This window comes from Streptomyces sp. ICC1, from assembly GCF_003287935.1.
In the GTDB taxonomy this organism is placed as follows: Bacteria; Actinomycetota; Actinomycetes; order Streptomycetales; family Streptomycetaceae; genus Streptomyces; species Streptomyces tritrimontium.
In genome coordinates, this window is sequence record NZ_CP030287.1 from 1,668,985 (window position 1) to 1,693,388 (window position 24,404).

The window sequence follows — 24,404 nt, forward strand, 5'->3', positions numbered from 1 at the left end:
TAAAGCGTGTACTCGGAAGAGTTACTCGCCCTTGGCCTTCGCGATGATCTCCTCAGCGACGTTCCGGGGAACCTCGGCGTAGGAGTCGAACTGCATCGAGTAGCTGGCGCGACCCGAGGTCTTGCTGCGGAGGTCTCCGACGTAGCCGAACATCTCCGAGAGGGGCACGAGGCCCTTCACGAGGCGCGCACCGTGACGCTCCTCCATGGCCTGGATCTGGCCACGGCGGGAGTTGATGTCACCGATGACGTCACCCATGGACTCCTCCGGCGTGGTGACCTCGACGGCCATCATCGGCTCGAGGAGCACGGGAGAAGCCTTGCGCGCGGCCTCCTTGAAGGCCTGCGAACCGGCGATCTTGAACGCGAGCTCGGAGGAGTCGACCTCGTGGTAGCCACCGTCGAGAAGAATGACGCGGACGCCAGTCATCTCGTAGCCGGCGAGGATGCCGAACTTCATGGCTTCCTGCGCACCGGCGTCGACCGAGGGGATGTACTCCCTCGGGATGCGGCCACCGGTGACCTTGTTCACGAACTCGTACGCCGGACCGTCGGCCTCGAGGATCGGCTCGATCGCGATCTGCACCTTGGCGAACTGACCGGTACCACCGGTCTGCTTCTTGTGGGTGTAGTCGTGACGCTCCACCGTCTGGCGGATCGTCTCGCGGTAAGCGACCTGCGGCTTGCCGACGTTGGCCTCGACCTTGAACTCGCGCTTCATACGGTCGACCAGCACCTCGAGGTGCAGCTCGCCCATACCGCCGAGGATGGTCTGGCCGGTCTCTTCGTCCGAGTGAACGTGGAAGGAGGGGTCCTCCTCCGCGAGAGACTGGATGGCGACACCCAGCTTCTCCTGGTCACCCTTGGACTTGGGCTCGATGGCGACCTGAATGACCGGAGCCGGGAAGTCCATGGACTCCAGGATGACCGGGTTCTTGTCGTCACACAGCGTCTCACCGGTGGTGGTCTGCTTCAGGCCCATGACGGCGACGATGTCACCGGCGCCCACCGCTTCGATCTCTTCACGCTTGTTCGCGTGCATGCGGTAGATCTTGCCGATGCGCTCCTTCTTGCCCTTGACGGAGTTCAGCACCGCAGTGCCGGCCTCCAGGCGGCCCGAGTAAACCCGGACGAAGGTGAGCTTGCCGAGGTGCGGGTCGCGCATGATCTTGAACGCGAGCGCCGCGAGGGGCTCCTCGTCAGACGGCTTGCGCTTCACGACGACCTCGGCGTCCTTGACGTCGTGGCCTTCGATGGCCTCGATGTCCAGGGGCGAGGGGAGGTAGCGGACGACGGCGTCGAGCAGGGGCTGAACGCCCTTGTTCTTGAACGCCGTGCCACAGAACACCGCGGTGATCGTGGCGCCCTTGTCACCCTTGGAGCCGATGATGATGCGACGCACAGCGGCGTGCAGCTGCTCGACGGTGGGCTCGACGCCCTCCAGGAACAGCTCCATGATCTGGTCGTCGTTCTCGGCGACCGTCTCGACCAGCTTGGCGTGCCACTCTTCAGCGGCTTCCTTGTGGGTGTCCGGGATGTCGACGATGTCGTACATCTCGCCCTTGGTCGCCTCGGCGGACCAGACGAACGCCTTCATGGTGACCAGGTCGACAACGCCCTGGAAGTCCATCTCGGCACCGATGGGGAGCTGCATGACGATCGGAACCGCACCGAGGCGGTCCTTGATCATCTCGACACAGCGGTGGAACTCGGCGCCGGTGCGGTCCAGCTTGTTGACGAAGCAGATGCGCGGCACGCCGTAGCGGTCGGCCTGACGCCAAACGGTCTCGGACTGCGGCTCCACACCGGCGACACCGTCGAACACGGTGACGGCACCGTCGAGGACGCGGAGCGAACGCTCCACCTCGACCGTGAAGTCAACGTGACCCGGGGTGTCGATGATGTTGATGGTGTGGTCGACGTCCTCGAGCGGCCAGTGGCAGGTCGTCGCGGCGGACGTGATCGTGATGCCGCGCTCCTGCTCCTGCTCCATCCAGTCCATCGTGGCAGCGCCGTCGTGGACTTCACCGATCTTGTAAGACACACCGGTGTAGAACAGGATGCGCTCGGTGGTGGTCGTCTTGCCCGCGTCGATGTGAGCCATGATGCCGATGTTGCGCACCTTGGCCAGGTCAAGCGAAGTGGTAGCCATATCGGCTCAGTCTTCTCTCGGTCTCGATGTGGGTTGGGACTACCAGCGGTAGTGCGCGAAGGCCTTGTTGGACTCGGCCATCTTGTGCGTGTCCTCACGCTTCTTGACGGCCGCACCGAGGCCGTTCGAGGCGTCGAGGAGCTCGTTCATGAGGCGCTCGGTCATGGTCTTCTCGCGACGGGCGCGGGAGTAGCCCACGATCCAGCGCAGCGAGAGGGTCGCCGCGCGACCGGGCTTGACCTCGATCGGCACCTGGTAGGTGGCGCCACCGACACGGCGGGACTTGACCTCGAGGGACGGCTTGACGTTCTCGAGCGCGCGCTTCAGCGTGATGACCGGGTCGTTGCCGGTCTTCTCGCGGAGGCCTTCCATGGCGCCGTAAACGATGCGCTCGGCGGTGGAGCGCTTGCCGTTCATGAGGATCTTGTTGATGAGCGACGTCACCAGAGGAGATGCATAGACCGGGTCGATGATGACCGGGCGCTTCGGGGCGGGGCCCTTACGAGGCATTTCTACTTCTCCTTCTTGGCGCCGTAGCGGCTGCGGGCCTGCTTGCGGTTCTTGACAGCCTGGGTGTCAAGCGCACCGCGGATGATCTTGTAACGAACACCCGGCAGGTCCTTCACACGGCCACCACGCACGAGCACGATCGAGTGCTCCTGCAGGTTGTGTCCCTCACCCGGAATGTAGGCCGTGACCTCGATGCCGGAGGTCAGACGCACACGCGCGACCTTACGGAGCGCCGAGTTCGGCTTCTTCGGGGTGGTCGTGAACACACGCGTGCAGACGCCGCGACGCTGGGGCGAAGCCTCAAGCGCGGGGGTCTTTGTCTTCTCGACCTTGTCCTGCCGGCCCTTACGGACCAGCTGCTGGATCGTAGGCACTACTTCTCCGGTTTCTGTGTGCCGTGTAGTGAAGCTAACCTGGAACATTTACCGACCCACGCGGTCGGGTGTGTCGGATCCGGCGGACTTCCACGCAAGCACGGAAACGCATGAATCGCGGTGGCTGATACGGCTCAAGTGCGGTTGATGGACACGCACAGGAGCCCAGGCACACCCCAGGCACAAGGTCTGAGCGTACCCACCGCATCCACTCCGGTCAAAACAAAAGCCCCCGCCGCAGGACGGCGAAGGACCCGCCGACCAGTCGCCACAAGGCTGAAGCGGGGGTGTGGTCCCTCCGATGTGCGCACGTGGTGCGCGTGTGCTAAGTCCGGGCGGGGCGGGCGGGCGGCCGACACCGCCCGCTCCGCCCGGGCGGAGCGGATCAGTCCCGCGCCCGGCGGCGGCCTTCCGTGGCGGCCGGCGCATCAGAAGACGCGTCGCCCCCGGCCCCGTCCGGCTCCAGGAACTGGCTGACGACCTTGACGAAGACCTCGCGCCGGCCCTCGGGGACCCCGAGCCACCGGGCGAAGTCGTCGATGGTCGGCGGCTTGCCGCCCGGCGGCAGGTCCTGGGAGCCCAGCGGGAGCTCGTCGGGGCTGACCCGGCCGGACCGGATCAGCATGTCGCGCACGGAGACGCCCAGCAGCGGGGCGATCCGGCGCATCGTCTCCAGGTCGGGCATGCTCTGCCGCTGGAGCAGCCGGGTGACGGCGGCCCGGTGGACCCCCGCCTCGTCGGCGATCCTCGACTTGCCGCCGCCCCTGGGGTTGTCGATGTCGTAGCCGCGCTGCCGCATCAGTCCTTCGACCCAGGCCGCGAACGCGTCCAATTCGAGAGTGCTCATGTGCCGCTCCTCAAGTCCGCAGTCCGCACCATGAGATCACAGCCTACCGTGCTTGCGCGCACAGAATTATACCCTTCACCAATTAGGCACACCTTAAGTAGAGGGATCTTGATTGCGTGCTCGCACGCAACGTGTAACAGTGGGCTGGCCGTGAGCCACGGCAGCCCCACCGTCGCGGAGTCGCCATGCCCTTTGTTCCGTACTCAGCCCCGCCCGACACCGCCCCCTCGCCCTGGCAGGCCTCCGCCGCGTGCGCCGCCCTCCCCCCGGACGTCGTCTTCGCGCGGCGGGCCAAGGACGCGGCCCCCGCCCTGCGCGCCTGCGCCGCCTGCCCCGTCCGGCGCGAGTGCGAAGAGGCCGTCGCGCCGTCCGAGAGCTGGTTCGACGGAGTCTGCGCCGGACGCCTGTGGCGCAACGGCCGGCCCGCCGCCATCCCCTCTTCCCCCGGGAGCCTCCGTGCCTGACCGCACCGCCGGCGACACCACCGGCCACAACGCCGGCCACAACTCCGGCGACACCGCACTCTGGATCGCCTCGCTGATCCGCCAGTTCCCCGAACTCTGCGAGGAGCTCGCACCCGGGCGCGCCGCCCCCTCCACGGCGGCCCGGAAGTGCCGCATAAGGGCCAGGGTCATGTCCACGTACGGCCGGCGGACCAGGCGCGGTACGTCCACCGTGAGCGGCCCGGCCATCAGCGGGGCGGCCATCAGCAGACCGGAGAGGTACTGGCTGCTGAGCCCGGAGTCCAGCTCGATCCGGCCGCCGGCGAGCCCGTTCGAGATATGGAGGCCAGCAGCCGCAGCAGCCCGGGCCGTACGGGCAGCAGCCGCAGCCCTCGTACGGCCAGGTCCCCGGACAGGCTCCCGGCCAGTTCCCCGGCCAGCAGCCGCCCCCGTACGGCCAGCAGCCCCCCGGCTACGGCCAGCCCATGCAGGCGGCTCCCGCCGCCGGCGCCGGACTCGCCGCCGCCCTCCAGCCGTACAAGGAAGCCCCCACGGGCGCCCGCTGGACCCCGCAGAACCAGCAGCTCATGCGCGTCGACCTGTCGATGGGCGGTCAGGCCGTCCTCGCCCGGCAGGGCAGCATGGTCCTCTACCAGGGCAAGGTCGACTTCAGCTACAAGGGCGCGGGCTTCGCCGGCCGCATCGTCGGCAACGCCACCGGCCAGGAAATGCAGCTGATGCGCTGCACCGGCCGCGGCCAGGTCTTCCTCGCGGAGACCGGCGCCCACCTGCACGCCATCGAGCTCCAGGGCGACGGCATCTGCGTCTCCGCCGAGAGCGTCCTCGCCTTCGACGAGTCGCTCCAGCACGAGGTCCGCCGCATCGAGGGCCACGGCATCCCCGGCGGCGCGCTGTTCACCATGCAGTTCCAGGGCACCGGCACGGTGATCGTCAAGACGCACGGCGTGCCCGTCGTCCTGCCCGTCACCCCGACCACCTTCGCCGACAGCAACGCCATCGTCGCGTGGTCCTCCGCCGCCCAGGTGATCATCTCCAGCCAGGTCCGGCTGCGCCGCAACGCCTACCCCGGCCACAGCGGGGAGACCGTGAACCTCCAGTTCCGCGGCGCTCCCGGCAACTTCATCGTCGTCCAGCCGTACGAGGTCTGAGGGAGCCCCACATGAATGCCATGAACGCAATGAACCAGCAGCTCGCGGGCTACGCCCCGACCCCCGTCACGGCCCGCATGGAGAACCACGGCCGGGCCATGCTCAAGGTCGCCATGCAGAGCGGCCAGGACCTCTTCGCGCGCACCGGATCGATGGTCGCCTACGAGGGCTTCGTGCAGTACGAGCCCAACCCGCCGGCCGTCCGCCAGATGGCCTCGCAGTGGCTCACCGGCGAGGGCGCCCCGCTGATGAAGTGCACGGGCGACGGCCTGCTCTACCTCGCCGACTACGGCGCGGACGTCGTCGTCATCAACCTCAACAACGACTCGCTCTCGGTGAACGGCACCAGCCTCCTCGCCTTCGACGCCCACCTCCAGTGGGGCGTCGAGCGGGTCAAGGGCATGGCCAAGTTCGCCGGCCAGGGCCTGTTCAACGTCTCGGTCGCCGGCACCGGCTGGGTCGCCATCACCTCGCGCGGCACCCCGATCGTGGTCGACTGCGGCCGCGGCGAGGACGAGACCTACGTCGACCCCGACGCGCTCGTCGCCTGGTCCCCGAACCTCAAGGTCAAGGGCAAGCGCAGCTTCAAGGCCTCGTCGATGATCGGCCGGGGCAGCGGGGAGGCCTACCAGATGGCCTTCTCAGGCCAGGGCATCGTCGTCGTACAGCCCAGCGAGGACAGCACCGACCGGCTCCGGGCCCGGGGCTGAGGGGGAGAAGACACATCATGCAGAGCTCACTTTTCGCCCACTCCGAGGCACAGTCCCAGGAGCGGTACGCCGTCCAGAACCCGCAGCTGCTGCGGGTCTCGCTCAGCGGCTCCGACGACGTGCTCGCCCGCAAGGGCGCCATGGTCGCCTACCAGGGGATCATCGACTTCGACGGCGAGTACCAGAGCACCGGCCAGCGAAACGCCCGCAGCCGCACCGGCGAGGGCCTGGACCTCATGCGCTGCTCCGGGCAGGGCACGGTCTACCTGGCCAACCTGGCGCAGTACGTCCACGTCCTGGACGTGGACCAGGACGGCCTCACCGTCGACAGCAGCTACGTGCTGGCCCTGGACTCCACCCTGCACACCGAGGTCATCGCGGTGGACAGCCAGTACGGGATCTCCGGCTCCGGCAAGTACCAGCTCAACATCACCGGCCGCGGCAAGGTCGCGCTGATGACCTCCGGGCAGCCGCTGATGATGCAGGTCACGCCCGACAAGTACGTCAACGCCGACGCGGACGCCATCGTCGCCTGGTCCACCTCGCTGCGCGTGCAGATGCAGGCCCAGACGCACTCCACCGGCGTGTGGCGGCGGCGCGGCAACACCGGCGAGGGCTGGGAGCTCAGCTTCCTCGGCACCGGCTTCGCGCTGGTCCAGCCCAGCGAGATGCTCCCGCCGCAGAACGCCCAGATCGGCCAGGGCGCGGCCGCGCAGTTCGGCATGGGCCAGCAGGGCGCCCACGCGCAGAACCAGAACAACGCCTGGAACTGATCCGCGGCAGGCTCGCGGACACGGAAGAGGGGCGGCCCCGCATCGGTGGGCCCGCCCCTCTTCCACGTCCGGCCGGCGCCGGCTCAGAGCCGCGCCAGGGTCGCCTCCAGCAGCCGCACCACCGAGGCGTCGGCCACCGCCGCCACCTCTCCGTACGGGAACCAGCGCAGGTCCAGCGACTCCTCGCTGATCGCTTCGACCGCCTCGGCGGGCGCCAGCGCCGCGTACTGCACGTCCAGGTGCCAGTTGCACGGGGCCGGGATCGGGTGCCGGTCGAGCCGCACCGGGCCGCCGGGCAGCAGCGTCAGCCCCTGCGCGATGCCCGACTCCTCGACGGCCTCGCGCAGGGCGACCCCGGCGAGCGTGGTGTCACCGGGCTCGCAGTGCCCGCCCATCTGGAGCCACATCCCGAGCTTCTTGTGCAGGGTCAGCAGTACGCGGCCCCGCGCCGGGTCGATCACCAGCGCGCTCCCGGTGATGTGCCCGGCCTGACAGGGCTTGTAGACCCCGTCCGGATGCGCGGCCAGGTGGTCCAGGTACAGGTCGCGCAGCTCGGGCTGGTCCCCGTAGGACTTCAGGACCGCCGCCGCTTCGTCGTGCAGGCTCACTTCTTGTCTTCGCCGTCCTGCTCGTCGCCGTCCTGTTCGCGCTTCTGGGCGGCGGCCTCACCGAGCATCTTGTCGATCTCGGAGAAGTCGAGCTGCTCCCGGTGCACGAACCCGTCCGGATCGTCCAGGTCGGAGGCGGTCGGCAGCATGTCGGGGTGCTCCCACAGCCCGTCGCGCCCGTCCACGCCGCGCGCGTCGGTGAGCGAGGCCCACAGCCGCGAGGCGTCGCGCAGCCGGCGCGGCCGCAGTTCCAGCCCGATCAGCGTCGCGAAGGTCTGCTCCGCCGGGCCGCCGGAGGCGCGCCGCCGGCGCATGGTCTCGCGCATGGCGTCCGCCGAGGTCAGCCGGGGCTTGGCCGCCTCGTGCACGACCGCGTCCACCCAGCCCTCGACCAGCGCGAGCGCCGTCTCGAGGCGGGCCAGCGCGGCCTTCTGCTCCGGGGTGTCCTGCGGCTGGAACATGCCGCCCTGGAGGGCTTCCTGCAACTGCTCCGGGTTCGACGGGTCGAGCTGGCCGACCACGTCCTCCAGCTTGGAGGTGTCGACCTTGATGCCCCGCGCGTACCCCTCGACCGCGCCGAACAGGTGCGAGCGCAGCCACGGCACGTGGGCGAAGAGCCGCGCGTGGGCGGCCTCGCGCAGCGCCAGGTACAGCCGGACCTCGTCCGAGGAGACGCCCAGGTCCTTGCCGAAGCTCTCGATGTTCAGCGGCAGCAGCGCGGCCTTGCCGGCCGGCCCCAGCGGCAGCCCGATGTCGGTCGAGCCGACGACCTCGCCCGCGAGGGTGCCCACGGCCTGGCCGATCTGCTGGCCGAACATGGCCCCGCCCATGGAGCGCATCATGCCGAGCAGCGGGCCCGCCATGGCCTGCATCTCCTCGGGCAGCACGCCGCCCATGGCCGCGCCGACGCGCTCGGCGACCGGGTCCACGAGCTCCTTCCACACCGGGAGGGTCTGCTCGACCCACTCGGCGCGGCTCCACGCGACGGCCGTCGCGGCGCCCGACGGCAGCGAGGTGACGTCATCGAGCCAGTGGTCGGCCAGCCGCATGGCCTCCTCGACCGCGGACTTCTCGGCGATGCCCACGCTGGCGTCCTTGACGCCGTCCGAGGTGCCCTGGGCCACGGTCTGGCGGGCGATGTCCTTGGCCATGTCCCAGTTGACCGGCCCGCCCTCGTAGCTCAGCATTTGGCCGAGCTGCTGGAAGGCGGCGCCCAGGTCGTTCGGGTTCATCGAGCCGAACATCGCCGCGAACGGATTGTCGGCGCCCCCGGGCAGGCCGGCGCCTCCGGGCAGGCCCGTGCCGAACCCGAACGGGTCCGGGCCGCTCTGACCTCCCTGATTGCCCTTCTTCTTGCCTTCGTCGCCGCTTTCCGGCTCCTCCGGCGGAAGGCCGAATCCGAATGGGGTGTCGCTCACGGGTTTCCTCGGCTCGTAGGGCCGCCGGCGGGGGCCGGCGGGCAATGGTCGGACAACACCACCCAGCGTAGACACCAGACCCGCTTGCGGGCTCGGTGCTCCGTCGGCTCCCGGCCTGCGGCAGGATGGACATCACCTGGTAGGTACGCGTCACGGCGCGCCCCTACTGAAGACAACCGCTGGAGACGCCTGGTGAGTTCCCCGGATCCGCACGCTTTGGACAATCACGGCTCGGACGAGTACGGCCGAGGGTCGCACGAGGCCGAATCCCGTGCTGGGCACGGTGACGGCGCCCAGGGCGTTCGCCAGCCGCGTAACCCGGACGGTTCCTCGCGGCGCAGCCCCGTGATCGCCGTGACCGGAGCCGCGTCGGGCGTCGGCGCCGCACTGGTGAGCCGGCTGGCCGCGTCCGACGAGGTCAAGCAGGTCGTCGCGATCGACGAGCGGCGCGGGGACTGCGCGGCCGCGCAGTGGCACCTCCTGGACGTCCGGGACCCGGCGATCGCGGAGAAGCTGCGCGGCGCGGACGTCGTGGTGCACCTGGCGCTCGACCTCGACCTGGAGACGGACCCGGCGGCCCGTACGGCGTACAACGTGCGCGGGACCCAGACCGTGCTCACCGCCGCCGCGGCGGCCGGGGTGCACCGGGTCGTGCTCTGCACCTCGGCGATGGTCTACGGGGCCCTGCCGGACAACGACATCCCGCTCTCCGAGGACGCCGAGCTGCGGGCCACCGCCGAGGCGACCGGCGTGGGCGACCTGCTGGAGATCGAGCGGCTGGGCCGCCGGGCGCCGCGCGCCCACCCCGGCCTGAACGTCACCGTGGTCCGTCCGGCGGTGCTGGTCGGCGGCACGGACACCGCGCTGACCCGGTACTTCGAGTCCCCGCGCCTGCTGGTGGTGGCCGGGTCCCGCCCGACGTGGCAGTTCTGCCACGTGGAGGACCTGGTCAGCGCGCTGGAGTACGCGGCGCTGGAGAAGGTCGAGGGCGAGCTGGCCGTGGGCTGCGAGGGCTGGCTGGAGCAGGAGGAGGTCGAGGAGCTGAGCGGGATCCGCCGCATGGAGCTCCCGTCCGCCGTCGCCCTGGGCGCGGCCGCCCGGCTGCACCGGATCGGACTGACCCCGTCCCCGGCCGGGGACCTGGCGTACACGATGCACCCGTGGGTGGTCAGCGTCAGCGGGCTGCACGCGGCGGGCTGGCGGCCGCGCTGGACGAACGAGGAGGTGCTCGCGGAGCTCCTCCAGGAGGTCGCGGGCCGGCACACGGTCGCGGGCCGCCGGCTGGGGCGCAAGGACGCCACCGCGGCGGGTGCGGCCGGTGCGACGGTCGCGCTGCTGGGCGCCGCCGCCGCGATCCGCGCCGCCCGCAGGCGCCGGGGCATCTGACGGGGCCCGGGCCGACGCGGCCCGGGCCGGGCCCGGTCCTCCCGGGCGGCGGACCCGGTTCCTGTAGGAGGCTCCCAAGGGCGCGGGCGCGGCCCGGGTGAAACGGCTATTCCGCCGAGTCGGCGGTCTAGGGCACGATGGAAGGTATGGCACCGCACTTCGACCACCCCGGCGAGCAGGCCGCTCCGGACCCGATCCGGCTCCTCGCGATCCGTGACACCCCGCTCTCGATCGACGAGGTCTTCCAGGCCGTCGGCGACGATGCGACGGGCGGCACGACGCTCTTCGTCGGCACGGTGCGCAACCACGACAGCGGGGCGGACGTCGACCAGCTCGGCTACTCCTGCCACCCGTCGGCCGAGGCCGAGATGCGCCGCGTCGCCGAGCGCGTCGTGGCGAAGTACCCGGTCCGAGCCCTCGCCGCCGTCCACCGCGTCGGCGACCTCGCCGTCGGCGACCTCGCGGTCGTCGTGGCCGTCTCCTGCCCGCACCGCGGCGAGGCCTTCGAGGCCTGCCGGATGCTGATCGACGACCTCAAGCACGAGGTCCCGATCTGGAAGCACCAGACGTTCGCGGACGGCACGGAGGAGTGGGTCGGCGCCTGCTGACACCCACAGACCACCCTTTTTCCCCCATTCGGACGCGCAACACGCCCTCGATTTGCGTAACCCCCTCCCGGGTACCAGCGTTGAAGCCACCAGACACACGTACTTCGGGGTAGGGAGGCACGCCCATGGCGTCACTGGCGTGGTTGCTGATTCCGCTGTTCGCCGCGGTCGGAGCGGCGATATGGGGCAGCTGGGCGGCACGCGACCGTACCGCGGGCGACATATCCGAGCTCGCGGGCTACGCGAGATTCCGCGAGGCCATGGGCAGGGAAGAACAGACCCGGGCGAAGGCGGACGCGCACTCCGGCCCCGACGCCGTCTGAGGCGCCCGGCCCCGCCTGAGGCGCCCCGGCCCCGTACGGACCGGCCCCGCAGGCCGCCCGCCAGGGCCGTCCCGTACTGTCGATCCATGCCACGCCGCACTGCGACGATGCTCGCTTCCACCCTGCTGCTCTTCGCCCTGCTCTGCGCAGGGGTGTTCATGAGGGTCCCGTACTCCGAGATGAGTCCGGGCCCGACCGTGAACACGCTGGGGGACTCGCACGGCGAGCCCGTCCTGAACATCTCGGGGCACAAGACCTACCCGACGACGGGGCACCTGAACATGACGACGGTCCGCGTCACCGGCGCGGACTACGACATGAACCTGCTCGAGGCGGTCTACGGCTGGGCGGCCGGCGACAACATCGTCGTACCGCACGAGAACCTGTACCCGAACGGCAAGACCGACCGGGAGTCCACGCAGGAGAACGCCGAGGAGTTCAGCCAGTCGCAGGAGAGCGCGAAGGTGGCCGCCCTCCAGCAGGTCGGCATCCCGGTCTCCTCCCGCGTGGTCGTCGCCACCGTGGTCAAGGACAGCCCCTCCGAGGGCAAGCTGCACGCCGGCGACGTGATCAAGGCAGTGGACGGCACCCCGGTCAACGCCCCCGGCGACGTGGCCAAGCTCGTCACCAAGCACAAGGCCGGCGAGCCGGTCGAATTCACCGTCGTGCCCGCCGCCGAGGCCGCCGAGGCCGAGAAGGCCCACCGCGAGCCCACCGGCACGACGAAGGTCACGATCACCTCGGCCAAGGCCGAGGACGACGGCCACGCCATCGTCGGCATCCGGGCCGACACCGACCACACCTTCCCGTTCACGATCGACATCAAGCTCGCCGACGTGGGCGGCCCCAGCGCCGGCCTGATGTTCGCGCTCGGCATCGTCGACAAGCTCACCCCGGAGAACCTGACCGGCGGCAAGTTCATCGCCGGCACCGGCACCATCGACGACGCGGGCAAGGTCGGCCCGATCGGCGGCATCCAGATGAAGACCATCGGCGCCCGCCAGGCCGGGGCCCAGTACTTCCTGACGCCCGCCGAGAACTGCGCCTCCGCCGCGGCCGACGTGCCCGACGGGCTGACGCTGGTGAAGGTCTCCACCATCGACGACGCGGTCAAGGCACTGGAGAAGATCGGCAAGGGGGACGCGGCCGGACTGCCGCAGTGCACGAAGTCCTGACCGCGCCCCCGAGCTCCCGGGCCCCCGGCCCGGACGGGACCTAGTCGAGGAACGTCGCGGACAGTGCCTCCGCGAGCCCCGGAACCAGGGTCGCGCCGGTCAGCACGTCGTTCGCCGAGTCCTTCTCCCGCAGCCGTACGGCCGACTCCCGCGATCCGTCGCGCAGGACGCCCACGGTCAGCCGCACCTCCTGCCGGTCCGGGTGGGCGGCGACCCACTGGGCCAGCTGCTTGTCGCTGAGCCCCTCCGGTACGGCGGACTCCGCGGACGGCGGCAGCATCAGGCGCTCGACGGTCAGCGCGCAGCCGAGGATCGACGGGGGCCAGGCGATCGTTCCCAGGAACTTGTCCAGCGGGGTCCCGGCCGGCACCTCGTCCTGCTCGATCGGGGTGAGCTGGTTCTTGCCCGTGTCGTCCTGGTCGAGGCCGAGCTGGCGGGCGACTCCCGGCGCCTCCTTGCGCAGCTTGGCCGTGTCGACCAGGGCGAACAGCCGCGCGGGCTTGTCCCAGCCGAGGGTGGAGGCGTACTCGTCGATTTCGAGGACGGCACGGGTCAGCGGGCTTGCCGCCATAGGGGTGCCGGGGGACGGCGAAAGGTTGGACATGGACAACATCCTGCCTCCTTTCCACCGGATACCGGGAACTGACTAAAGCCTCAGTAAGTTGCATGAGTGGGCCCTACGATCGGGGGCCCATGCTTTGAAGAAATCTGAGCATCACTTACACACAGCGACTTTCGAGGTGCGCACCTTGGCTTTCCAGATGCCGGACCGCGGCGGAGGCCCCTCCGGGCCACGGATGAGAGTCGGCCGCCCGTCCCGGCGCGCCCGGACTCTTCTGATGACCTTGGGCGTCCTGGCCGTGCTGGCCATGGCGTTCATCATGTTCGCGGGCTTCTGGACCGACTGGCTCTGGTTCCGCTCCGTCAAGTACTCCACCGTCTTCACCACGACCCTGTGGACCAAGGTCGGCCTCTTCGCCGTCTTCGGCCTGCTGATGGCCGGTGCCGTCGGGCTGAACATCTGGCTGGCCTACCGGCTGCGCCCGCCGCTCAGCGCGATGTCGATGGAGCAGCAGAGCCTCGACCGCTACCGGATGAGCGTCGCGCCGTACCGCAAGTGGCTGCTCCTGGGCATCGCCGCGCTGGTCGGCCTGATCGCGGGCGCCTCGGCGGCGGGCCAGTGGAAGACCTGGCTGATGTATGTGAACGGGGTGCCCTTCGGCCAGAAGGACCCGCAGTTCAACCTGGACGTGTCGTTCTACACCTTCGACCTGCCCTGGTACCGCTTCCTGCTCGGCTTCGGCTTCGCCGCGGTCGTGCTCTCGGTGATCGCCGCCGCCGTCGTGCACTACCTCTACGGGGGACTGCGCGTCACCAGCCCGGGTGCGCGGGCCACCGCCGCGGCGACCGGCCACCTGTCGGTGCTGCTCGGTCTCTTCGTCACCCTCAAGGCGGTCGCGTACTGGCTCGACCGGTACGGCCTGGCCGTGAAGTCCAGTGACTTCAAGGCCGCGGACAACTGGACCGGCCTGCGCTACGTCGACGCCAACGCCTACCTGCCGGCCAAGACGATCCTCGTGGCCATCGCGGCGATCTGCGCGGTGCTGTTCTTCGCGACGCTGTGGCGGCGCACCTGGCAGCTCCCGGTGATCGGCTTCGGCCTGATGGTCCTCTCGGCGATCCTGATCGGCGGGCTGTACCCGGCGATCGTGCAGAAGTTCCAGGTCCAGCCGAACGAGCAGGCCAAGGAATCCCCGTACGTCGAGAAGAACATCAAGGCGACGCGCGACGCCTACGGGGTCGCCGGCTCGGACGTGACGGACTACGCCGGCGTCCCGGCCGAGGGGACCGACAAGGCCCAGCTGCGCAAGGCGGCCGACACGACCGCCAGCATCCGCATCCTGGACCCGAACATCGTCTCCCCGGCCTTCCAGCAGCTCCAGCAGGTCAAGGGCTACTACGCCTTCCCGTCGACGCTCGCCGTCGACCGGTACAGCGGCCAGGACACGGTCATCGGCCTGCGCGAGCTGAACATCGGCGGCATCCCGAAGAACAACTGGATCAACGACCACTTCAAGTACACCCACGGCTACGGCGTGGTCGCCGCCAAGGGCACCACGGTCGGAGACCAGGGCGCGCCGGACTTCACCCAGTCCGACCTGCCCTCCAAGGGCATGTTCGGCTCGGACTTCGAGCAGCGGGTCTACTACGGCGAGCAGACGAAGCAGTACTCGATCGTCGGCGGACCGCAGAAGGAGCTCGACTACTCGGACGACAAGGGCGAGAAGGAGACGAGCTACAAGGGCGACTCCGGCGTCAACCTCGACAACCCGGTCAACCGTGCCGCGTACGCGCTCGCCTTCAGCGAGCCGCAGATCATGTACTCCGGCGCCATCGGCGAGGGCTCGCGGATCCTGTACAACCGCACGCCCAAGGAGCGCGTCGAGGCCGTCGCCCCGTGGCTGACCATCGACGGCGCCCCGTACCCGGCGGTCATCGACGGCCGGATCAAGTGGATCGTCGACGCGTACACGACGACCAACGGCTACCCCTACGCCTCGCGCACCACGCTGGGCGAGAGCACCCACGACTCGCTGACGAACAACCAGCGCGCCGTGGTGGCCCAGGAGAACCAGGTCAACTACATCCGCAACTCGGTGAAGGCCACCGTCGACGCGTACGACGGCACGGTCGACCTGTACCAGTGGGACACCCAGGACCCGATCCTCAAGACGTGGATGAAGGCGTTCCCGGGCACGGTCAAGGCCAAGAGCGAGATCTCCAAGACGCTCATGGACCACATGCGCTACCCGCAGGACCTCTTCAAGGTCCAGCGCGAGCTGCTGACCCGCTACCACGTCACCGACCCGCAGACCTTCCTCAGCGGCAGTGAGGCCTGGGCCGTCCCGGACGACCCGACCGCGAAGCCGGGCACGGCGGTCCCGCCGTACTACCAGTCGATGAAGATGCCGGGGCAGAAGGAGAAGGACCAGGTCTTCTCGCTCACGACGACGTTCACGCCGAACGAGCGCGACAACCTGAGCGCCTTCATGGCGGTCAACGCCGATCCGGGCACCCCGGACTACGGCAAGATCAGAATCCTGAAGCTGCCGACCAGCAAGCCGGTCGACGGCCCCAAGCAGGTCCAGAGCAAGTTCCAGTCCGAGCCGAAGATCGCCGAGTCCATCCGCCTGCTGCGCGGTGGCGACTCCGAGGTCGAGTACGGGAACCTGCTCTCGGTCCCGCTCGACGGCGGAATGCTCTACGTGGAGCCGGTGTACGTGCGCAGCTCCGGGCTGAAGTACCCGCTGCTGCGCAAGGTGCTCGTGACCTACGGCGGTCAGACGGCCTTCGAGGACACCCTCGAGAAGGCGCTGAACGTGGTGTTCGGGTCCGAGACGGCGACCCCGCCGACCAACCCGACGACCCCGCCGGGCGACGGCACCACCACCCCGCCGACCAGCCAGGACCCGACGGTCAAGGCGGCCCTCTCGGACGCGCAGAAGGCGGTCGAGGATGCCGACAAGGCGCTGAAGGCCGGCGACTGGGCGGCGTACGGAAAGGCCCAGGGTGACCTGCAGGCCGCGCTGAAGCGGGCCATCGAAGCCGAGGCGAAGCTGCAGGCGGCCAAGCCTGCGGGCTGACGGTAATGGCTCCACCCCGCGTCGTGATACTGTGGTTTCACCGACGCGGGGTGGAGCAGCTCGGTAGCTCGCTGGGCTCATAACCCAGAGGTCGCAGGTTCAAATCCTGTCCCCGCTACTGAAAACGAAGGCCCGGATCCGATGGATCCGGGCCTTCGTCATGTCCGGTGCGATGTGTGTTCTTCACCGACGCGGTCACTGGGGTGGGTGAGTTGGGGTGCGAACGTGTTTGACTTGTCTCTCTGTGGGCATGTCGACAAAACGCTGTAGTGACCTCACTGGCTGCGACATACCAGGTGTACGCGGGTAGCAGGTGATGCGACGATGGGATTTATGGGGGACAGGTCAACTCTGCTGGAGACAGGGCGGTTTGTGAGGGCGGAGGCCGAATCGGGTACCGAGGCCGATGGGGCGGCTCAGGCTGTTGACGTGCGGACCGCGATGACCACGCGGGAAGCGCGGGAGACGACGGCCGTGGACCCCGTGCGGCCTGTTCCGGCCACACGCGCCGCGCGGACGCCCCGGACCCCGCAGACGGCACAGGACGACGCGGTCTTCGACGACGAGGTGTTCACCCTGGCCGACGCGGCCAGCGACGCCGAGCTCGAGGCCCGCCACCGGGTGGCCGCCGACAAGGGGGACCCGGGCGCCATGAGCGTGCTCGGCGCGCTCCTGCTGCGCCGCGGCGACCTCGCCGGAGCCGAGCCGTACCTGCGCGGGGCGACGGGGGAGGGCGACCGCGCCGCCGCCAACAACCTCGGCGTGCTCCTGCACCAGCGCGGCTACCCCGAAGAGGCCGCCGGCTGGTGGCGCGTGGCCGCCGTGGCCGGGTCCGCTCCCGCCGCGCACGCCCTGGGCCGCCACTACCGCGAGCGCGGCGACGAGCCCGCGGCCGAGTACTGGATGCGCCAGGCGGCGGAATCCGGCCACGCGCTGGGTGCGTACGGGCTCGCGGACCTGCTCGAGCACCGCGGGGACAAGGGCGTCGAGCGCTGGTTCCGTGCCGCCGCCGAACAGGGGCACCGCGAGGCCGCCTACCGGCTGGCACGGCACCTGCGCAAGGGGGACCCCGCCGAGGCCGAGCAGTGGTACCGGCAGGCCGCCGCGCGCGGGCACCGGCGCGCCGCCCTGCACCTGGGCACGCTGCTGGAGGCGCGCGGGGAGCTGAAGGAGGCCGGGCGCTGGTACCTGACCTCCGCCAAGCAGGGCGAGCCGCGGGCGGCGTGCGCGCTCGGCTTCCTGCTGCGCGACGCCGGCGACGAGGAGAACGCGGCCACGTGGTGGCTGCGGGCGGCCCAGGACGGTGACGGCAACGCGGCGAACGCGCTGGGCGCGCTGCACGCCGCGCGGGGCGAGACCCAGACCGCGGAGAAGTGGTACCGGGCCGCGATGGACGCCGGCGACCAGAACGGGGCGTACAACCTCGCGCTGCTGTGCGCCGCGCAGGAGCGGACCGCGCAGGCCGAGCAGTGGTACCGGCGCGCCGCGTACGCGGGGCACCGCGAGGCGGCCAACGCGCTGGCCATCCTGCTGCTGCAGGGCGGGGACGCGGCGGGTGCCGAGCCGTGGTTCTCCAAGGCGGCCGAAGCCGGCAGCGTGGACGCGGCCTTCAACCTCGGGATCCTGTTCGCCAGCCGCGACGAGGACCGCACCGCGCTGAAGTGGTACGAGCGGGCCGCGTCCGCCGGACACACCGACGCGGCGCTCCAGGTCGGCATCGCGCTGGTCCGGGACGGCGAGGAGCGGGCCGCCGAGCGCCACCTGCGGTGCGCGGCGGGCGGCGGCAGTGCGGAGGCGGCCTTCCGGCTGGCCTCCCTGCTGGAGTCGCTGGCCCCGCCGCCGGAGCCGGTGGCACTGGGCGAGCCGGTGGGCGGCGCGCCCAAGACCGAGGGCGAGGAGTGGTACGAGCGGGCGGCCGAGCTGGGGCACCGGCGGGCGCAGGTGCGCATCGGCATGCTCGCCGCCGCGCGGGGCGAGCTGGGGCTCGCCGCGCGGTGGTACCGCGAGGCGGCGGAGGCGGGCTCGCGCAACGGGGCCTTCAACCTCGGGCTGTTGCTCGCGCGCGAGGGCAACGAGCCGGAGGCGGCGCTGTGGTGGACGCGGGCGGCGGTGGCCGGTCACGGCCGGGCGGCGCTGCGGCTCGGACTGCTCGCCGCCCGCCAGGGTGACCTGGCGGAGGGGCAGAAGTGGTGCGTGCGCGCGATGGAGCTGGGTCCGGCGGAGGTCTCGCAGCGCGCGGCCCGGCTGCGCGAGGCGCTGGCCGAGGAGCTCTCGGCCTGACCCGGCCCCCGGGCCGGGCCGCCCCGCGGCCCTCTCGGGGCGGCCCGCGACCCGGCCTGTTAACCGATTTGCATCTGCTCGCCGCGCTCGCGTAGAGTCAGGTTTACCGACGCGGGGTGGAGCAGCTCGGTAGCTCGCTGGGCTCATAACCCAGAGGTCGCAGGTTCAAATCCTGTCCCCGCTACTGAAGGCTTGAAGGCCCGGATCCATTGGATCCGGGCCTTCAGTCGTTTCCGGACGCCAAGACAGCGAAGAAAAGGGGGCGGGGGCTCATCGAGCCCCCGCCCCCTTTCGCCGTCCTTCCGGCCCGTTACGCGCCGGCGCAGTTCGGGCACACCCCGCGGTACGTCACCTCGACCGCCGACACCGTGAAGCCGAAGCGCTCCGTGTCGGGCAGGTCGGCCAGCGGGTTGCCCGCCGGGTGGACGTCGCGGATCGCGCCGCACCGGGCGCACACCAGGTGCTGGTGCGGCCGGTGGGCGTTCGGGTCGTAGCGCTTGGCGCGCCGGTCCGTGGACACCTCCAGGACCTCGCCGAGGGTGACGAGCTCGCCCAGGGTGTTGTAGACGGTCGCGCGCGAGATCTCCGGCAGCCTGGCCACGGCGCGCGAGTGCACCTCGTCGGCCGTCAGGTGAACGTGGTCACCGTCGAGCACCTCGGCCACGACGCGCCGCTGTGCGGTCATGCGCCATCCGCGTCCGCGAAGTCGTTCCAGCAGGTCACTCATGGACGTCAGCCTAACAGCGAGGGGATTCGGTGTAACTCCCGAATCAGTGCGGACTTGGATGCTTACTTGACTTAGACAAAGTCCATCGTAGGATCAGATACGGCGAAGGCCAAGGACAGGACATGCAGGAATGACGCAGGAGGCGCACGTGACGCAGCAGGGACCGCTCACCACGGAGGCCGGGGCACCGGTTGCCGACAACCAGAACAGCGAGACGGCCGGCATCGGCGGTCCCGTTCTGGTCCAGGACCAGCTGCTGCTCGAGAAGCTCGCGCACTTCAACCGCGAGCGCATCCCGGAGCGCGTGGTGCACGCCCGCGGCGCCGGCGCGTACGGCACCTTCACGCTGACCCGCGACGTCTCGCAGTGGACCCGTGCGAAGTTCCTGTCCGAGGTCGGCAAGGAGACCGAGACCTTCCTGCGCTTCTCCACCGTCGCGGGCAACCTCGGCTCGGCCGACGCCGTGCGCGACCCCCGCGGCTGGGCGCTGAAGTTCTACACCGAAGAGGGCAACTACGACCTCGTCGGCAACAACACCCCGGTGTTCTTCATCAAGGACGCCATCAAGTTCCCGGACTTCATCCACACCCAGAAGCGCGACCCGTACACCGGCTCGCAGGAGGCGGACAACGTCTGGGACTTCTGGGGTCTGTCGCCCGAGTCCACCCACCAGGTGACCTGGCTGTTCGGTGACCGCGGCATCCCGGCGACCTACCGCCACATGAACGGCTACGGCTCGCACACGTTCCAGTGGAACAACGAGGCCGGCGAGGTCTTCTGGGTCAAGTACCACTTCAAGACCGACCAGGGCATCAAGAACCTCACCCAGGCCGAGGCCAACCAGCTCGCCGGTGAGGACCCCGACTCGCACCAGCGCGACCTGCGCGAGTCGATCGAGCGCGGCGACTTCCCGTCCTGGACCGTGCAGGTCCAGATCATGCCGGCGGCCGAGGCGGCCGAGTACCGCTTCAACCCGTTCGACCTCACCAAGGTGTGGCCGCACGAGGACTACCCGCCGATCGAGATCGGCAAGCTGGAGCTCAACCGCAACCCGGAGAACGTCTTCGCCGAGGTCGAGCAGTCGATCTTCTCCCCGGCGCACTTCGTCCCCGGCATCGGTCCGTCCCCGGACAAGATGCTCCAGGGCCGTCTCTTCGGCTACGGCGACGCCCACCGCTACCGCGTCGGCATCAACGCCGACCACCTGCCGGTGAACCGCCCCCACGCCACCGAGGCGCGCACCAACTCCCGTGACGGACACCTGTACGACGGCCGCCACAAGGGTGCGAAGAACTACGAGCCGAACAGCTTCGGCGGCCCGCACCAGACGGACCGCCCGCTGTGGGTCTCCACCCCGGTGACGGGCGGCACGGGCAACCACGCCGCTCCGGTGCACAGCGAGGACACCGACTTCGTCCAGGCGGGCAACCTCTACCGCCTGTACTCGGAGGACGAGAAGTCCCGTCTGGTCGAGAACCTGTCCGGCTTCATCGCCAAGGTCTCGCGCGACGACATCGTCGAGCGCGCGATCGACAACTTCCGCCAGGCGGACGGCGACTTCGGCAAGCGTCTGGAAGCCGCGGTCCAGGCCCTTCGCGGCTGAACCCCTCTTCGCGGCTAGACCGCCGCCGCTCTCGCGGAGGTGGTTGCCCGCCATGGGGGCATCTCGATTGATGGTTGCTCGCCGAATGAGGAGGGCCGGATTCCCGTCCAGGGGATCCGGCCCTCCTCGCTGTTCAGCCGGCCAGCTGGGCCGTGCGCCGTCGACTCGGAGCCCAGCAGCGGATGACGTCGCGGACGGAGACGATGCCCACGGGGCCGCCGTCCTCCAGCACGATCAGGTGCCGGAAGCCGCCGTGGGCCATCGCCTCGGCGGCTTCCTGCACGGTGGCGTCCGGGGTGCAGAAGACCACGTTGTTGGTGGTGTGGGCGCCCACGGACTCGTGGTCGGGGTCGTGTCCGGCCCCGACCGAGTTGAGGATGTCGCGCTCGGTCAGAATGCCGATCCCGCTGTGCTCGGGATCGAGGACGACCGCCGCGCCGACGCGCCGGCCGGACATCAGGCAGGCCGCCTGACGCAGGGTGTGTGTGGGTCCGAGGGTGAGGATCACGGTGCTCATGGCGTCACGGACGAGCATGAAGAGAGCCACCTCCTGTGGGTCCCTCCGCTCGGGTGGGGTGCGCCGTGAAGGACCGGACTTAGAGAAGTCCTTCACAAGCGCACAAGCGGAGGAGTCCCAGATTCCCATGAACACGGAGTGCCAACAAGGAGGCGTGCAAGGGGGCGCGCCGGGCACCTCCTCGCGCGCCCGTCAGGTGCGCGGGCGCAGCAGGTCCAGCATCCGCTCGTGCAGCAGCCCGTTCGAGGCCGCCGCGTTCCCGCCGTGTACGCCGTCCGCCCCGTCCAGGTCGGTGAAGCGGCCGCCGGCCTCCTCCACCACGACCGCCAGGGCCGCCATGTCCCACAGGTTCAGCTCCGGCTCGGCGCACAGGTCGAGCGAGCCCTCGGCGACCATCATGTACGGCCAGAAGTCGCCGTAGCCCCGGGTGCGCCAGCACGCGCGGGTCAGGTCCAGGAAGCCGGGCAGCCGCCCCTGCTCCTCCCAGCCGCTCAGCGAGGAGTAGGCGAAGGAGGCGTCGGCCAGATCGGCGACCTTGGACACCCCGAGCGCGGTGGTCTCGCCGAGCGCGCCGCCCGCGTACGCGCCCTGGCCGCGCGCCGCCCACCAGCGGCGGCCCAGCGCCGGGGCGGACACCACGCCGACGACGGGCCGGAAGACCCCGGCCGGGTCCTCGGGGTCCGCCTCCATCAGGGAGATCAGCGTGGCCCAGACCGGCACGCCGCGCACGTAGTTCTTCGTCCCGTCGATCGGGTCCACGACCCAGCGGCGCGGGCCGTCGCCCTTGAGGCCGTACTCCTCGCCCAGGATCGCGTCGGCGGGCCGCGCGGCGGCGATCCCGGCCCGGACGATCTCCTCGGTGGCGGTGTCGGCCTCGCTCACCGGGGTCATGTCGGGCTTCGTCTCGACCTTCAGGTCGAGGGCGCGGAACCGCTCCATCGTGGCGGCGTCCGCCGCGTCGGCGAGTTCGAGGGCAAGGCGCAGGTCATCGTCATACTCGGGCATGGCCGAACCCTACCGAGAGGGCCGGGGAGCGCGCGTGCGGCGTCCACGGTGCGGCCCGCGCACCCTTGACAGGACCTGGCGGTCCGTCAACTCTGACGGTGACGTCAATGGGGGAGGCGACGGTGCGGACGGCCCGGGAGTCCTTGCTGGAAGCGGCGGGAGCGGCCCTCGCGGCGCGCCCCTGGCCGGCGGTGCGGATGGTCGACGTGGCGGCCGCCGCCGGGGTGTCGCGCCAGACCCTCTACAACGAGTTCGCCGGCAAGGCGGGCCTGGGCCACGCCCTGGTCCGGCGCGACGCCGCCTGGTACCTCGACGGGGTGGACCGGGTGCTCGGCTCCCCGGACGGCCCCGCCGAGCGGCTGCTGGCCGTCGCGGAATGGACCGTCAGCGCGGCCGGCGCGCGCCCCCTGGTACGGGCCCTGCTGACGGGGTGCTGGAACGGGAACTTACCCGTGCCGGCCGGTCGGGGTCTGCGGCCGGGACTGCCCGCGCTGGGCCCCGCCGAACTGGTCCGCGCGGTGCGCGAACGGGCCGCCGCGGCCTTCGCCCCGGGAGAGGGGGCGCACCGGTGCGAGCTGGCCGTACGACTCGCGGTGTCCTACCTGATCGCCCCGGGCGGCCCGCCGGGACCCGGCTCCGGCGAACTGCTGCGGCTGCTGAACGGGTCGGGCCTCAGTGCGACGAACCCGACAGCTGCAGCCCGATGACGCCGAGGATGACCAGCGAGATCGAGACGAGTTTGAGCGTGGAGACCAGGTCGCCGAGGAAGACCATCCCGTAGATGGCGGTCCCGGCGGCCCCGATGCCCGTCCACACCGCGTAGGCCGGGCCCACGTCCAGCTTCTTCAGGGCCAGCGTCAGCAGACCGAAGCTGCCGAGCGCGAAGCACGCGAAGGCGATGGTCGGCCACAGCCGGGTGAAGCCGTGCGACAGCTTGAGGCAGACCGCGAAGCCCGTTTCCAGGATTCCGGCGACCACGACCAACAGCCACGCCATGGCGCATGCCTCCCCGCGTCACGTGGTGCGCTCCCGGCATCAGCCGTCGCACCACTTGGTGCGATTATGCATTTACCAGGCACCCCGTACGGCAAACCCCGCCGGGCCGTAAGGCGTCGATCAGTCGCCCTCGCGCCGCTCCCGCGTCTGGAGCAGCCGGCGCAGCGAGTACAGCCGTGCGGGATCCGCGTGGCCGTCCTCCACCCACTTGTCGAGCGCGCAGTCCGGCTCGTCGTGGCTGCACGCGCGCGGGCACCCCTCCGTCCCCGGCACCAGCTCCGGGAAGGCCAGGATCACCCGGGACGGGTCCACGTGGTGCAGGCCGAAGGAGCGCACGCCCGGGGTGTCGATGACCCAGCCGTCGCCGCCCGGCAGCGGCAGCGCGAGCGCCGAGGTGGTGGTGTGCCGGCCGCGGCCGGTCACCGCGTTGACCACGCCGGTGGCGCGCTGGCGGCCCTCGGCGACCAGCGAGTTCACCAGGGTGGTCTTGCCGACGCCGGAGTGGCCGACGAAGGCGGTGATCCGGCCGTTGAGGAACTCGCGCACCCGGTCGGCCGCGTCGCCCGCCGCCAGCTCCTCGCGGTTGGTCACCACGTACTTCAGCCCGAAGGTCGAGTAGATCTCCAGGATCTTGTCCGCGGAGGTCAGATCGGACTTGGTGAGCACCAGCAGCGGCTCCAGCCCGGCGTCGTACGCGGCCACCAGGCAGCGGTCGATCATCCGGGGCCGCGGCTCCGGGTCGGCCAGCGCCGTCACGATCGCCAGCTGGTCGGCGTTGGCGACGACGACGCGCTCGTACGGGTCGTCGTCGTCGGCGGTGCGCCGCAGGACGGACTTGCGCTCCTCGATCCGCACGATGCGGGCGAGGGTGTCCTTCTTGCCGGACAGGTCACCGACGATCCAGACCCGGTCGCCGACCACGGCCGCCTTGCGGCCCAGCTCACGGGCCTTCATGGCGTGCACCGCCCGGTCCTCGACCAGGCAGGTGAGCCGGCCCCGGTCCACGGTCAGGACGAATCCCTCGGCCGCGTCCTCGTGCTTGGGACGGATGGTCGTACGCGGCCGGTTGCCCTTGGGGTTGGGCCGCTGGCGGATGTCGTCCTCGTCGGTGTTCTTCCCGTACCTGCGCATGGCGGG

At 70.4% G+C, this 24,404-nt stretch carries 23 protein-coding genes, 2 tRNA genes and 2 pseudogenes; 14 read left to right on the top strand and 13 right to left on the bottom strand.

The features are described from left to right. Nucleotides 1–21 precede the first annotated feature (21 nt). The 4 genes from fusA to DRB96_RS07885 all read right to left on the bottom strand — a co-directional run bounded on the left by fusA (nucleotide 22) and on the right by DRB96_RS07885 (nucleotide 3,882). Nucleotides 22–2,151 carry an elongation factor G gene (gene fusA / locus DRB96_RS07870; protein WP_112447761.1) on the bottom strand — a complete coding sequence of 710 codons (2,130 nt, stop codon included), beginning with the start codon at nucleotides 2,149–2,151 and terminating at the stop codon, nucleotides 22–24. Between the two features lie 39 nt (nucleotides 2,152–2,190). Beyond that, complete coding sequence (gene rpsG / locus DRB96_RS07875) at nucleotides 2,191–2,661, bottom strand: 30S ribosomal protein S7 (RefSeq protein ID WP_112447762.1); 471 nt, start codon at nucleotides 2,659–2,661, stop codon at nucleotides 2,191–2,193. Between the two features lie 2 nt (nucleotides 2,662–2,663). Then, nucleotides 2,664–3,035 (bottom strand): 30S ribosomal protein S12, encoded by a 372-nt coding sequence (gene rpsL / locus DRB96_RS07880; protein ID WP_007265893.1) that lies wholly within the window; start codon nucleotides 3,033–3,035, stop codon nucleotides 2,664–2,666. Nucleotides 3,036–3,420: 385 nt separating this feature from the next. Further along, the gene (locus tag DRB96_RS07885) at nucleotides 3,421–3,882 is read right to left on the bottom strand and encodes a helix-turn-helix transcriptional regulator (RefSeq protein WP_112447763.1); all 462 of its coding nucleotides are present in this window, start codon (nucleotides 3,880–3,882) and stop codon (nucleotides 3,421–3,423) included. 185 nt (nucleotides 3,883–4,067) lie between these two features. Between DRB96_RS07885 and DRB96_RS07890 the strand changes: the two genes are divergently transcribed. Beyond that, entirely contained in the window at nucleotides 4,068–4,346 is a 279-nt protein-coding gene (locus DRB96_RS07890) for a WhiB family transcriptional regulator (RefSeq protein WP_112447764.1), read from the top strand. Between the two features lie 174 nt (nucleotides 4,347–4,520). On the opposite strand, the pseudogene DRB96_RS44380 reads toward DRB96_RS07890, so the two are convergent. Further along, nucleotides 4,521–4,664: pseudogene (locus DRB96_RS44380) on the bottom strand (3-phosphoshikimate 1-carboxyvinyltransferase); the annotation flags it as partial. A gap of 11 nt (nucleotides 4,665–4,675) precedes the next feature. Between DRB96_RS44380 and DRB96_RS07900 the strand changes: the two are divergent. From DRB96_RS07900 to DRB96_RS07910, 3 genes and pseudogenes are all read left to right on the top strand, one after another. Beyond that, nucleotides 4,676–5,494: pseudogene (locus DRB96_RS07900) on the top strand (AIM24 family protein); the annotation flags it as partial. A gap of 29 nt (nucleotides 5,495–5,523) precedes the next feature. After that, a complete protein-coding gene (locus tag DRB96_RS07905) occupies nucleotides 5,524–6,204 on the top strand; it encodes an AIM24 family protein (protein WP_112447765.1) in 681 nt (226 codons plus the stop codon). 17 nt (nucleotides 6,205–6,221) lie between these two features. Further along, complete coding sequence (locus tag DRB96_RS07910; protein WP_112447766.1) at nucleotides 6,222–6,977, top strand: AIM24 family protein; 756 nt, start codon at nucleotides 6,222–6,224, stop codon at nucleotides 6,975–6,977. A gap of 83 nt (nucleotides 6,978–7,060) precedes the next feature. Here DRB96_RS07910 and DRB96_RS07915 read toward each other — a convergent pair whose 3' ends face one another. Together DRB96_RS07915 and DRB96_RS07920 are read right to left on the bottom strand one after the other, a co-directional pair. Beyond that, nucleotides 7,061–7,585 carry an NUDIX hydrolase gene (locus DRB96_RS07915; protein WP_112447767.1) on the bottom strand — a complete coding sequence of 175 codons (525 nt, stop codon included), beginning with the start codon at nucleotides 7,583–7,585 and terminating at the stop codon, nucleotides 7,061–7,063. Next, complete coding sequence (locus DRB96_RS07920; protein ID WP_112447768.1) at nucleotides 7,582–9,003, bottom strand: zinc-dependent metalloprotease; 1,422 nt, start codon at nucleotides 9,001–9,003, stop codon at nucleotides 7,582–7,584. Before DRB96_RS07920 ends, DRB96_RS07915 begins: the two co-directional genes overlap by 4 nt. A 216-nt stretch (nucleotides 9,004–9,219) precedes the next feature. On the opposite strand from DRB96_RS07920, the gene DRB96_RS07925 reads away from it, so the two are divergent. From DRB96_RS07925 to DRB96_RS07940, 4 genes are all read left to right on the top strand, one after another. After that, entirely contained in the window at nucleotides 9,220–10,389 is a 1,170-nt protein-coding gene (locus tag DRB96_RS07925; protein ID WP_112447769.1) for an SDR family oxidoreductase, read from the top strand. A 146-nt stretch (nucleotides 10,390–10,535) separates the two neighbouring features. Further along, nucleotides 10,536–10,997, top strand: a complete 462-nt coding sequence (locus DRB96_RS07930) for a molybdenum cofactor biosynthesis protein MoaE (RefSeq protein ID WP_112447770.1) — start codon at nucleotides 10,536–10,538, stop codon at nucleotides 10,995–10,997. Nucleotides 10,998–11,122: 125 nt separating this feature from the next. Beyond that, nucleotides 11,123–11,320, top strand: a complete 198-nt coding sequence (locus DRB96_RS07935; RefSeq protein WP_112447771.1) for a hypothetical protein — start codon at nucleotides 11,123–11,125, stop codon at nucleotides 11,318–11,320. 86 nt (nucleotides 11,321–11,406) lie between these two features. Further along, nucleotides 11,407–12,495, top strand: coding sequence for a PDZ domain-containing protein (locus DRB96_RS07940; protein WP_112447772.1), 1,089 nt, complete (start codon nucleotides 11,407–11,409; stop codon nucleotides 12,493–12,495). Nucleotides 12,496–12,535: 40 nt separating this feature from the next. On the opposite strand, the gene DRB96_RS07945 is transcribed toward DRB96_RS07940, so the two are convergent. Continuing rightward, nucleotides 12,536–13,108: a PPA1309 family protein gene (locus DRB96_RS07945; RefSeq protein ID WP_204357676.1), complete on the bottom strand. Its 573-nt coding sequence runs from the start codon at nucleotides 13,106–13,108 to the stop codon at nucleotides 12,536–12,538. Between the two features lie 148 nt (nucleotides 13,109–13,256). On the opposite strand from DRB96_RS07945, the gene DRB96_RS07950 reads away from it, so the two are divergent. From DRB96_RS07950 to DRB96_RS07965, 4 genes are all read left to right on the top strand, one after another. Continuing rightward, nucleotides 13,257–16,139, top strand: coding sequence for a UPF0182 family protein (locus DRB96_RS07950; RefSeq protein ID WP_239516759.1), 2,883 nt, complete (start codon nucleotides 13,257–13,259; stop codon nucleotides 16,137–16,139). A 44-nt stretch (nucleotides 16,140–16,183) separates the two neighbouring features. Then, nucleotides 16,184–16,257, top strand: a tRNA-Met gene (locus DRB96_RS07955). Between the two features lie 206 nt (nucleotides 16,258–16,463). Next, nucleotides 16,464–18,419 carry a tetratricopeptide repeat protein gene (locus DRB96_RS07960; RefSeq protein WP_112447775.1) on the top strand — a complete coding sequence of 652 codons (1,956 nt, stop codon included), beginning with the start codon at nucleotides 16,464–16,466 and terminating at the stop codon, nucleotides 18,417–18,419. Between the two features lie 110 nt (nucleotides 18,420–18,529). Then, nucleotides 18,530–18,603 (top strand) — tRNA-Met (locus tag DRB96_RS07965). Nucleotides 18,604–18,729: 126 nt separating this feature from the next. Here DRB96_RS07965 and DRB96_RS07970 read toward each other — a convergent pair. Continuing rightward, on the bottom strand, nucleotides 18,730–19,146 hold the full coding sequence (locus DRB96_RS07970; protein WP_112447776.1) for a Fur family transcriptional regulator: 417 nt from the start codon (nucleotides 19,144–19,146) through the stop codon (nucleotides 18,730–18,732). A gap of 130 nt (nucleotides 19,147–19,276) precedes the next feature. On the opposite strand from DRB96_RS07970, the gene DRB96_RS07975 reads away from it, so the two are divergent. Further along, the gene (locus DRB96_RS07975) at nucleotides 19,277–20,749 is read left to right on the top strand and encodes a catalase (protein ID WP_112447777.1); all 1,473 of its coding nucleotides are present in this window, start codon (nucleotides 19,277–19,279) and stop codon (nucleotides 20,747–20,749) included. Nucleotides 20,750–20,882: 133 nt separating this feature from the next. Here the strand turns inward: DRB96_RS07975 and DRB96_RS07980 are convergent, their stop codons facing one another. Both DRB96_RS07980 and hisN read right to left on the bottom strand, forming a co-directional pair. Then, the gene (locus DRB96_RS07980; protein ID WP_112447778.1) at nucleotides 20,883–21,284 is read right to left on the bottom strand and encodes a CBS domain-containing protein; all 402 of its coding nucleotides are present in this window, start codon (nucleotides 21,282–21,284) and stop codon (nucleotides 20,883–20,885) included. A gap of 174 nt (nucleotides 21,285–21,458) precedes the next feature. After that, nucleotides 21,459–22,271 carry a histidinol-phosphatase gene (gene hisN, locus DRB96_RS07985; RefSeq protein WP_112447779.1) on the bottom strand — a complete coding sequence of 271 codons (813 nt, stop codon included), beginning with the start codon at nucleotides 22,269–22,271 and terminating at the stop codon, nucleotides 21,459–21,461. A 107-nt stretch (nucleotides 22,272–22,378) separates the two neighbouring features. Between hisN and DRB96_RS07990 the strand changes: the two genes are divergently transcribed. Then, the gene (locus DRB96_RS07990; protein WP_239516058.1) at nucleotides 22,379–22,978 is read left to right on the top strand and encodes a TetR/AcrR family transcriptional regulator; all 600 of its coding nucleotides are present in this window, start codon (nucleotides 22,379–22,381) and stop codon (nucleotides 22,976–22,978) included. Here DRB96_RS07990 and DRB96_RS07995 read toward each other — a convergent pair. Both DRB96_RS07995 and rsgA read right to left on the bottom strand, forming a co-directional pair. Beyond that, on the bottom strand, nucleotides 22,944–23,267 hold the full coding sequence (locus tag DRB96_RS07995; RefSeq protein WP_112447780.1) for a multidrug efflux SMR transporter: 324 nt from the start codon (nucleotides 23,265–23,267) through the stop codon (nucleotides 22,944–22,946). The two genes, DRB96_RS07990 and DRB96_RS07995, sit on opposite strands and share 35 nt — an antisense overlap. A 120-nt stretch (nucleotides 23,268–23,387) precedes the next feature. After that, nucleotides 23,388–24,398, bottom strand: a complete 1,011-nt coding sequence (gene rsgA, locus DRB96_RS08000; RefSeq protein ID WP_112447781.1) for a ribosome small subunit-dependent GTPase A — start codon at nucleotides 24,396–24,398, stop codon at nucleotides 23,388–23,390. Between the last annotated feature and the right edge of the window lie 6 nt (nucleotides 24,399–24,404).

Excerpts from the sequence above, each read along its gene's own strand:
- DRB96_RS07935 (WP_112447771.1), top strand. The coding sequence starts at position 11,123 with ATGGCGTCACTGGCGTGGTTGCTGATTCCGCTGTTCGCCGCGGTCGGA.
- DRB96_RS07905 (WP_112447765.1), top strand. The coding sequence starts at position 5,524 with ATGAACCAGCAGCTCGCGGGCTACGCCCCGACCCCCGTCACGGCCCGC.
- fusA (WP_112447761.1), bottom strand. The coding sequence starts at position 2,151 with ATGGCTACCACTTCGCTTGACCTGGCCAAGGTGCGCAACATCGGCATC.
- DRB96_RS07980 (WP_112447778.1), bottom strand. The coding sequence starts at position 21,284 with ATGCTCGTCCGTGACGCCATGAGCACCGTGATCCTCACCCTCGGACCC.
- DRB96_RS07945 (WP_204357676.1), bottom strand. The coding sequence starts at position 13,108 with ATGTTGTCCATGTCCAACCTTTCGCCGTCCCCCGGCACCCCTATGGCG.
- rsgA (WP_112447781.1), bottom strand. The coding sequence starts at position 24,398 with ATGCGCAGGTACGGGAAGAACACCGACGAGGACGACATCCGCCAGCGG.
- DRB96_RS07930 (WP_112447770.1), top strand. The coding sequence starts at position 10,536 with ATGGCACCGCACTTCGACCACCCCGGCGAGCAGGCCGCTCCGGACCCG.
- DRB96_RS07995 (WP_112447780.1), bottom strand. The coding sequence starts at position 23,267 with ATGGCGTGGCTGTTGGTCGTGGTCGCCGGAATCCTGGAAACGGGCTTC.
- DRB96_RS07975 (WP_112447777.1), top strand. The coding sequence starts at position 19,277 with ATGACGCAGGAGGCGCACGTGACGCAGCAGGGACCGCTCACCACGGAG.
- rpsG (WP_112447762.1), bottom strand. The coding sequence starts at position 2,661 with ATGCCTCGTAAGGGCCCCGCCCCGAAGCGCCCGGTCATCATCGACCCG.
- DRB96_RS07940 (WP_112447772.1), top strand. The coding sequence starts at position 11,407 with ATGCCACGCCGCACTGCGACGATGCTCGCTTCCACCCTGCTGCTCTTC.
- DRB96_RS07890 (WP_112447764.1), top strand. The coding sequence starts at position 4,068 with ATGCCCTTTGTTCCGTACTCAGCCCCGCCCGACACCGCCCCCTCGCCC.
- DRB96_RS07990 (WP_239516058.1), top strand. The coding sequence starts at position 22,379 with ATGGGGGAGGCGACGGTGCGGACGGCCCGGGAGTCCTTGCTGGAAGCG.
- hisN (WP_112447779.1), bottom strand. The coding sequence starts at position 22,271 with ATGCCCGAGTATGACGATGACCTGCGCCTTGCCCTCGAACTCGCCGAC.
- DRB96_RS07970 (WP_112447776.1), bottom strand. The coding sequence starts at position 19,146 with ATGAGTGACCTGCTGGAACGACTTCGCGGACGCGGATGGCGCATGACC.
- DRB96_RS07960 (WP_112447775.1), top strand. The coding sequence starts at position 16,464 with ATGGGATTTATGGGGGACAGGTCAACTCTGCTGGAGACAGGGCGGTTT.
- DRB96_RS07910 (WP_112447766.1), top strand. The coding sequence starts at position 6,222 with ATGCAGAGCTCACTTTTCGCCCACTCCGAGGCACAGTCCCAGGAGCGG.
- DRB96_RS07950 (WP_239516759.1), top strand. The coding sequence starts at position 13,257 with ATGCCGGACCGCGGCGGAGGCCCCTCCGGGCCACGGATGAGAGTCGGC.
- DRB96_RS07885 (WP_112447763.1), bottom strand. The coding sequence starts at position 3,882 with ATGAGCACTCTCGAATTGGACGCGTTCGCGGCCTGGGTCGAAGGACTG.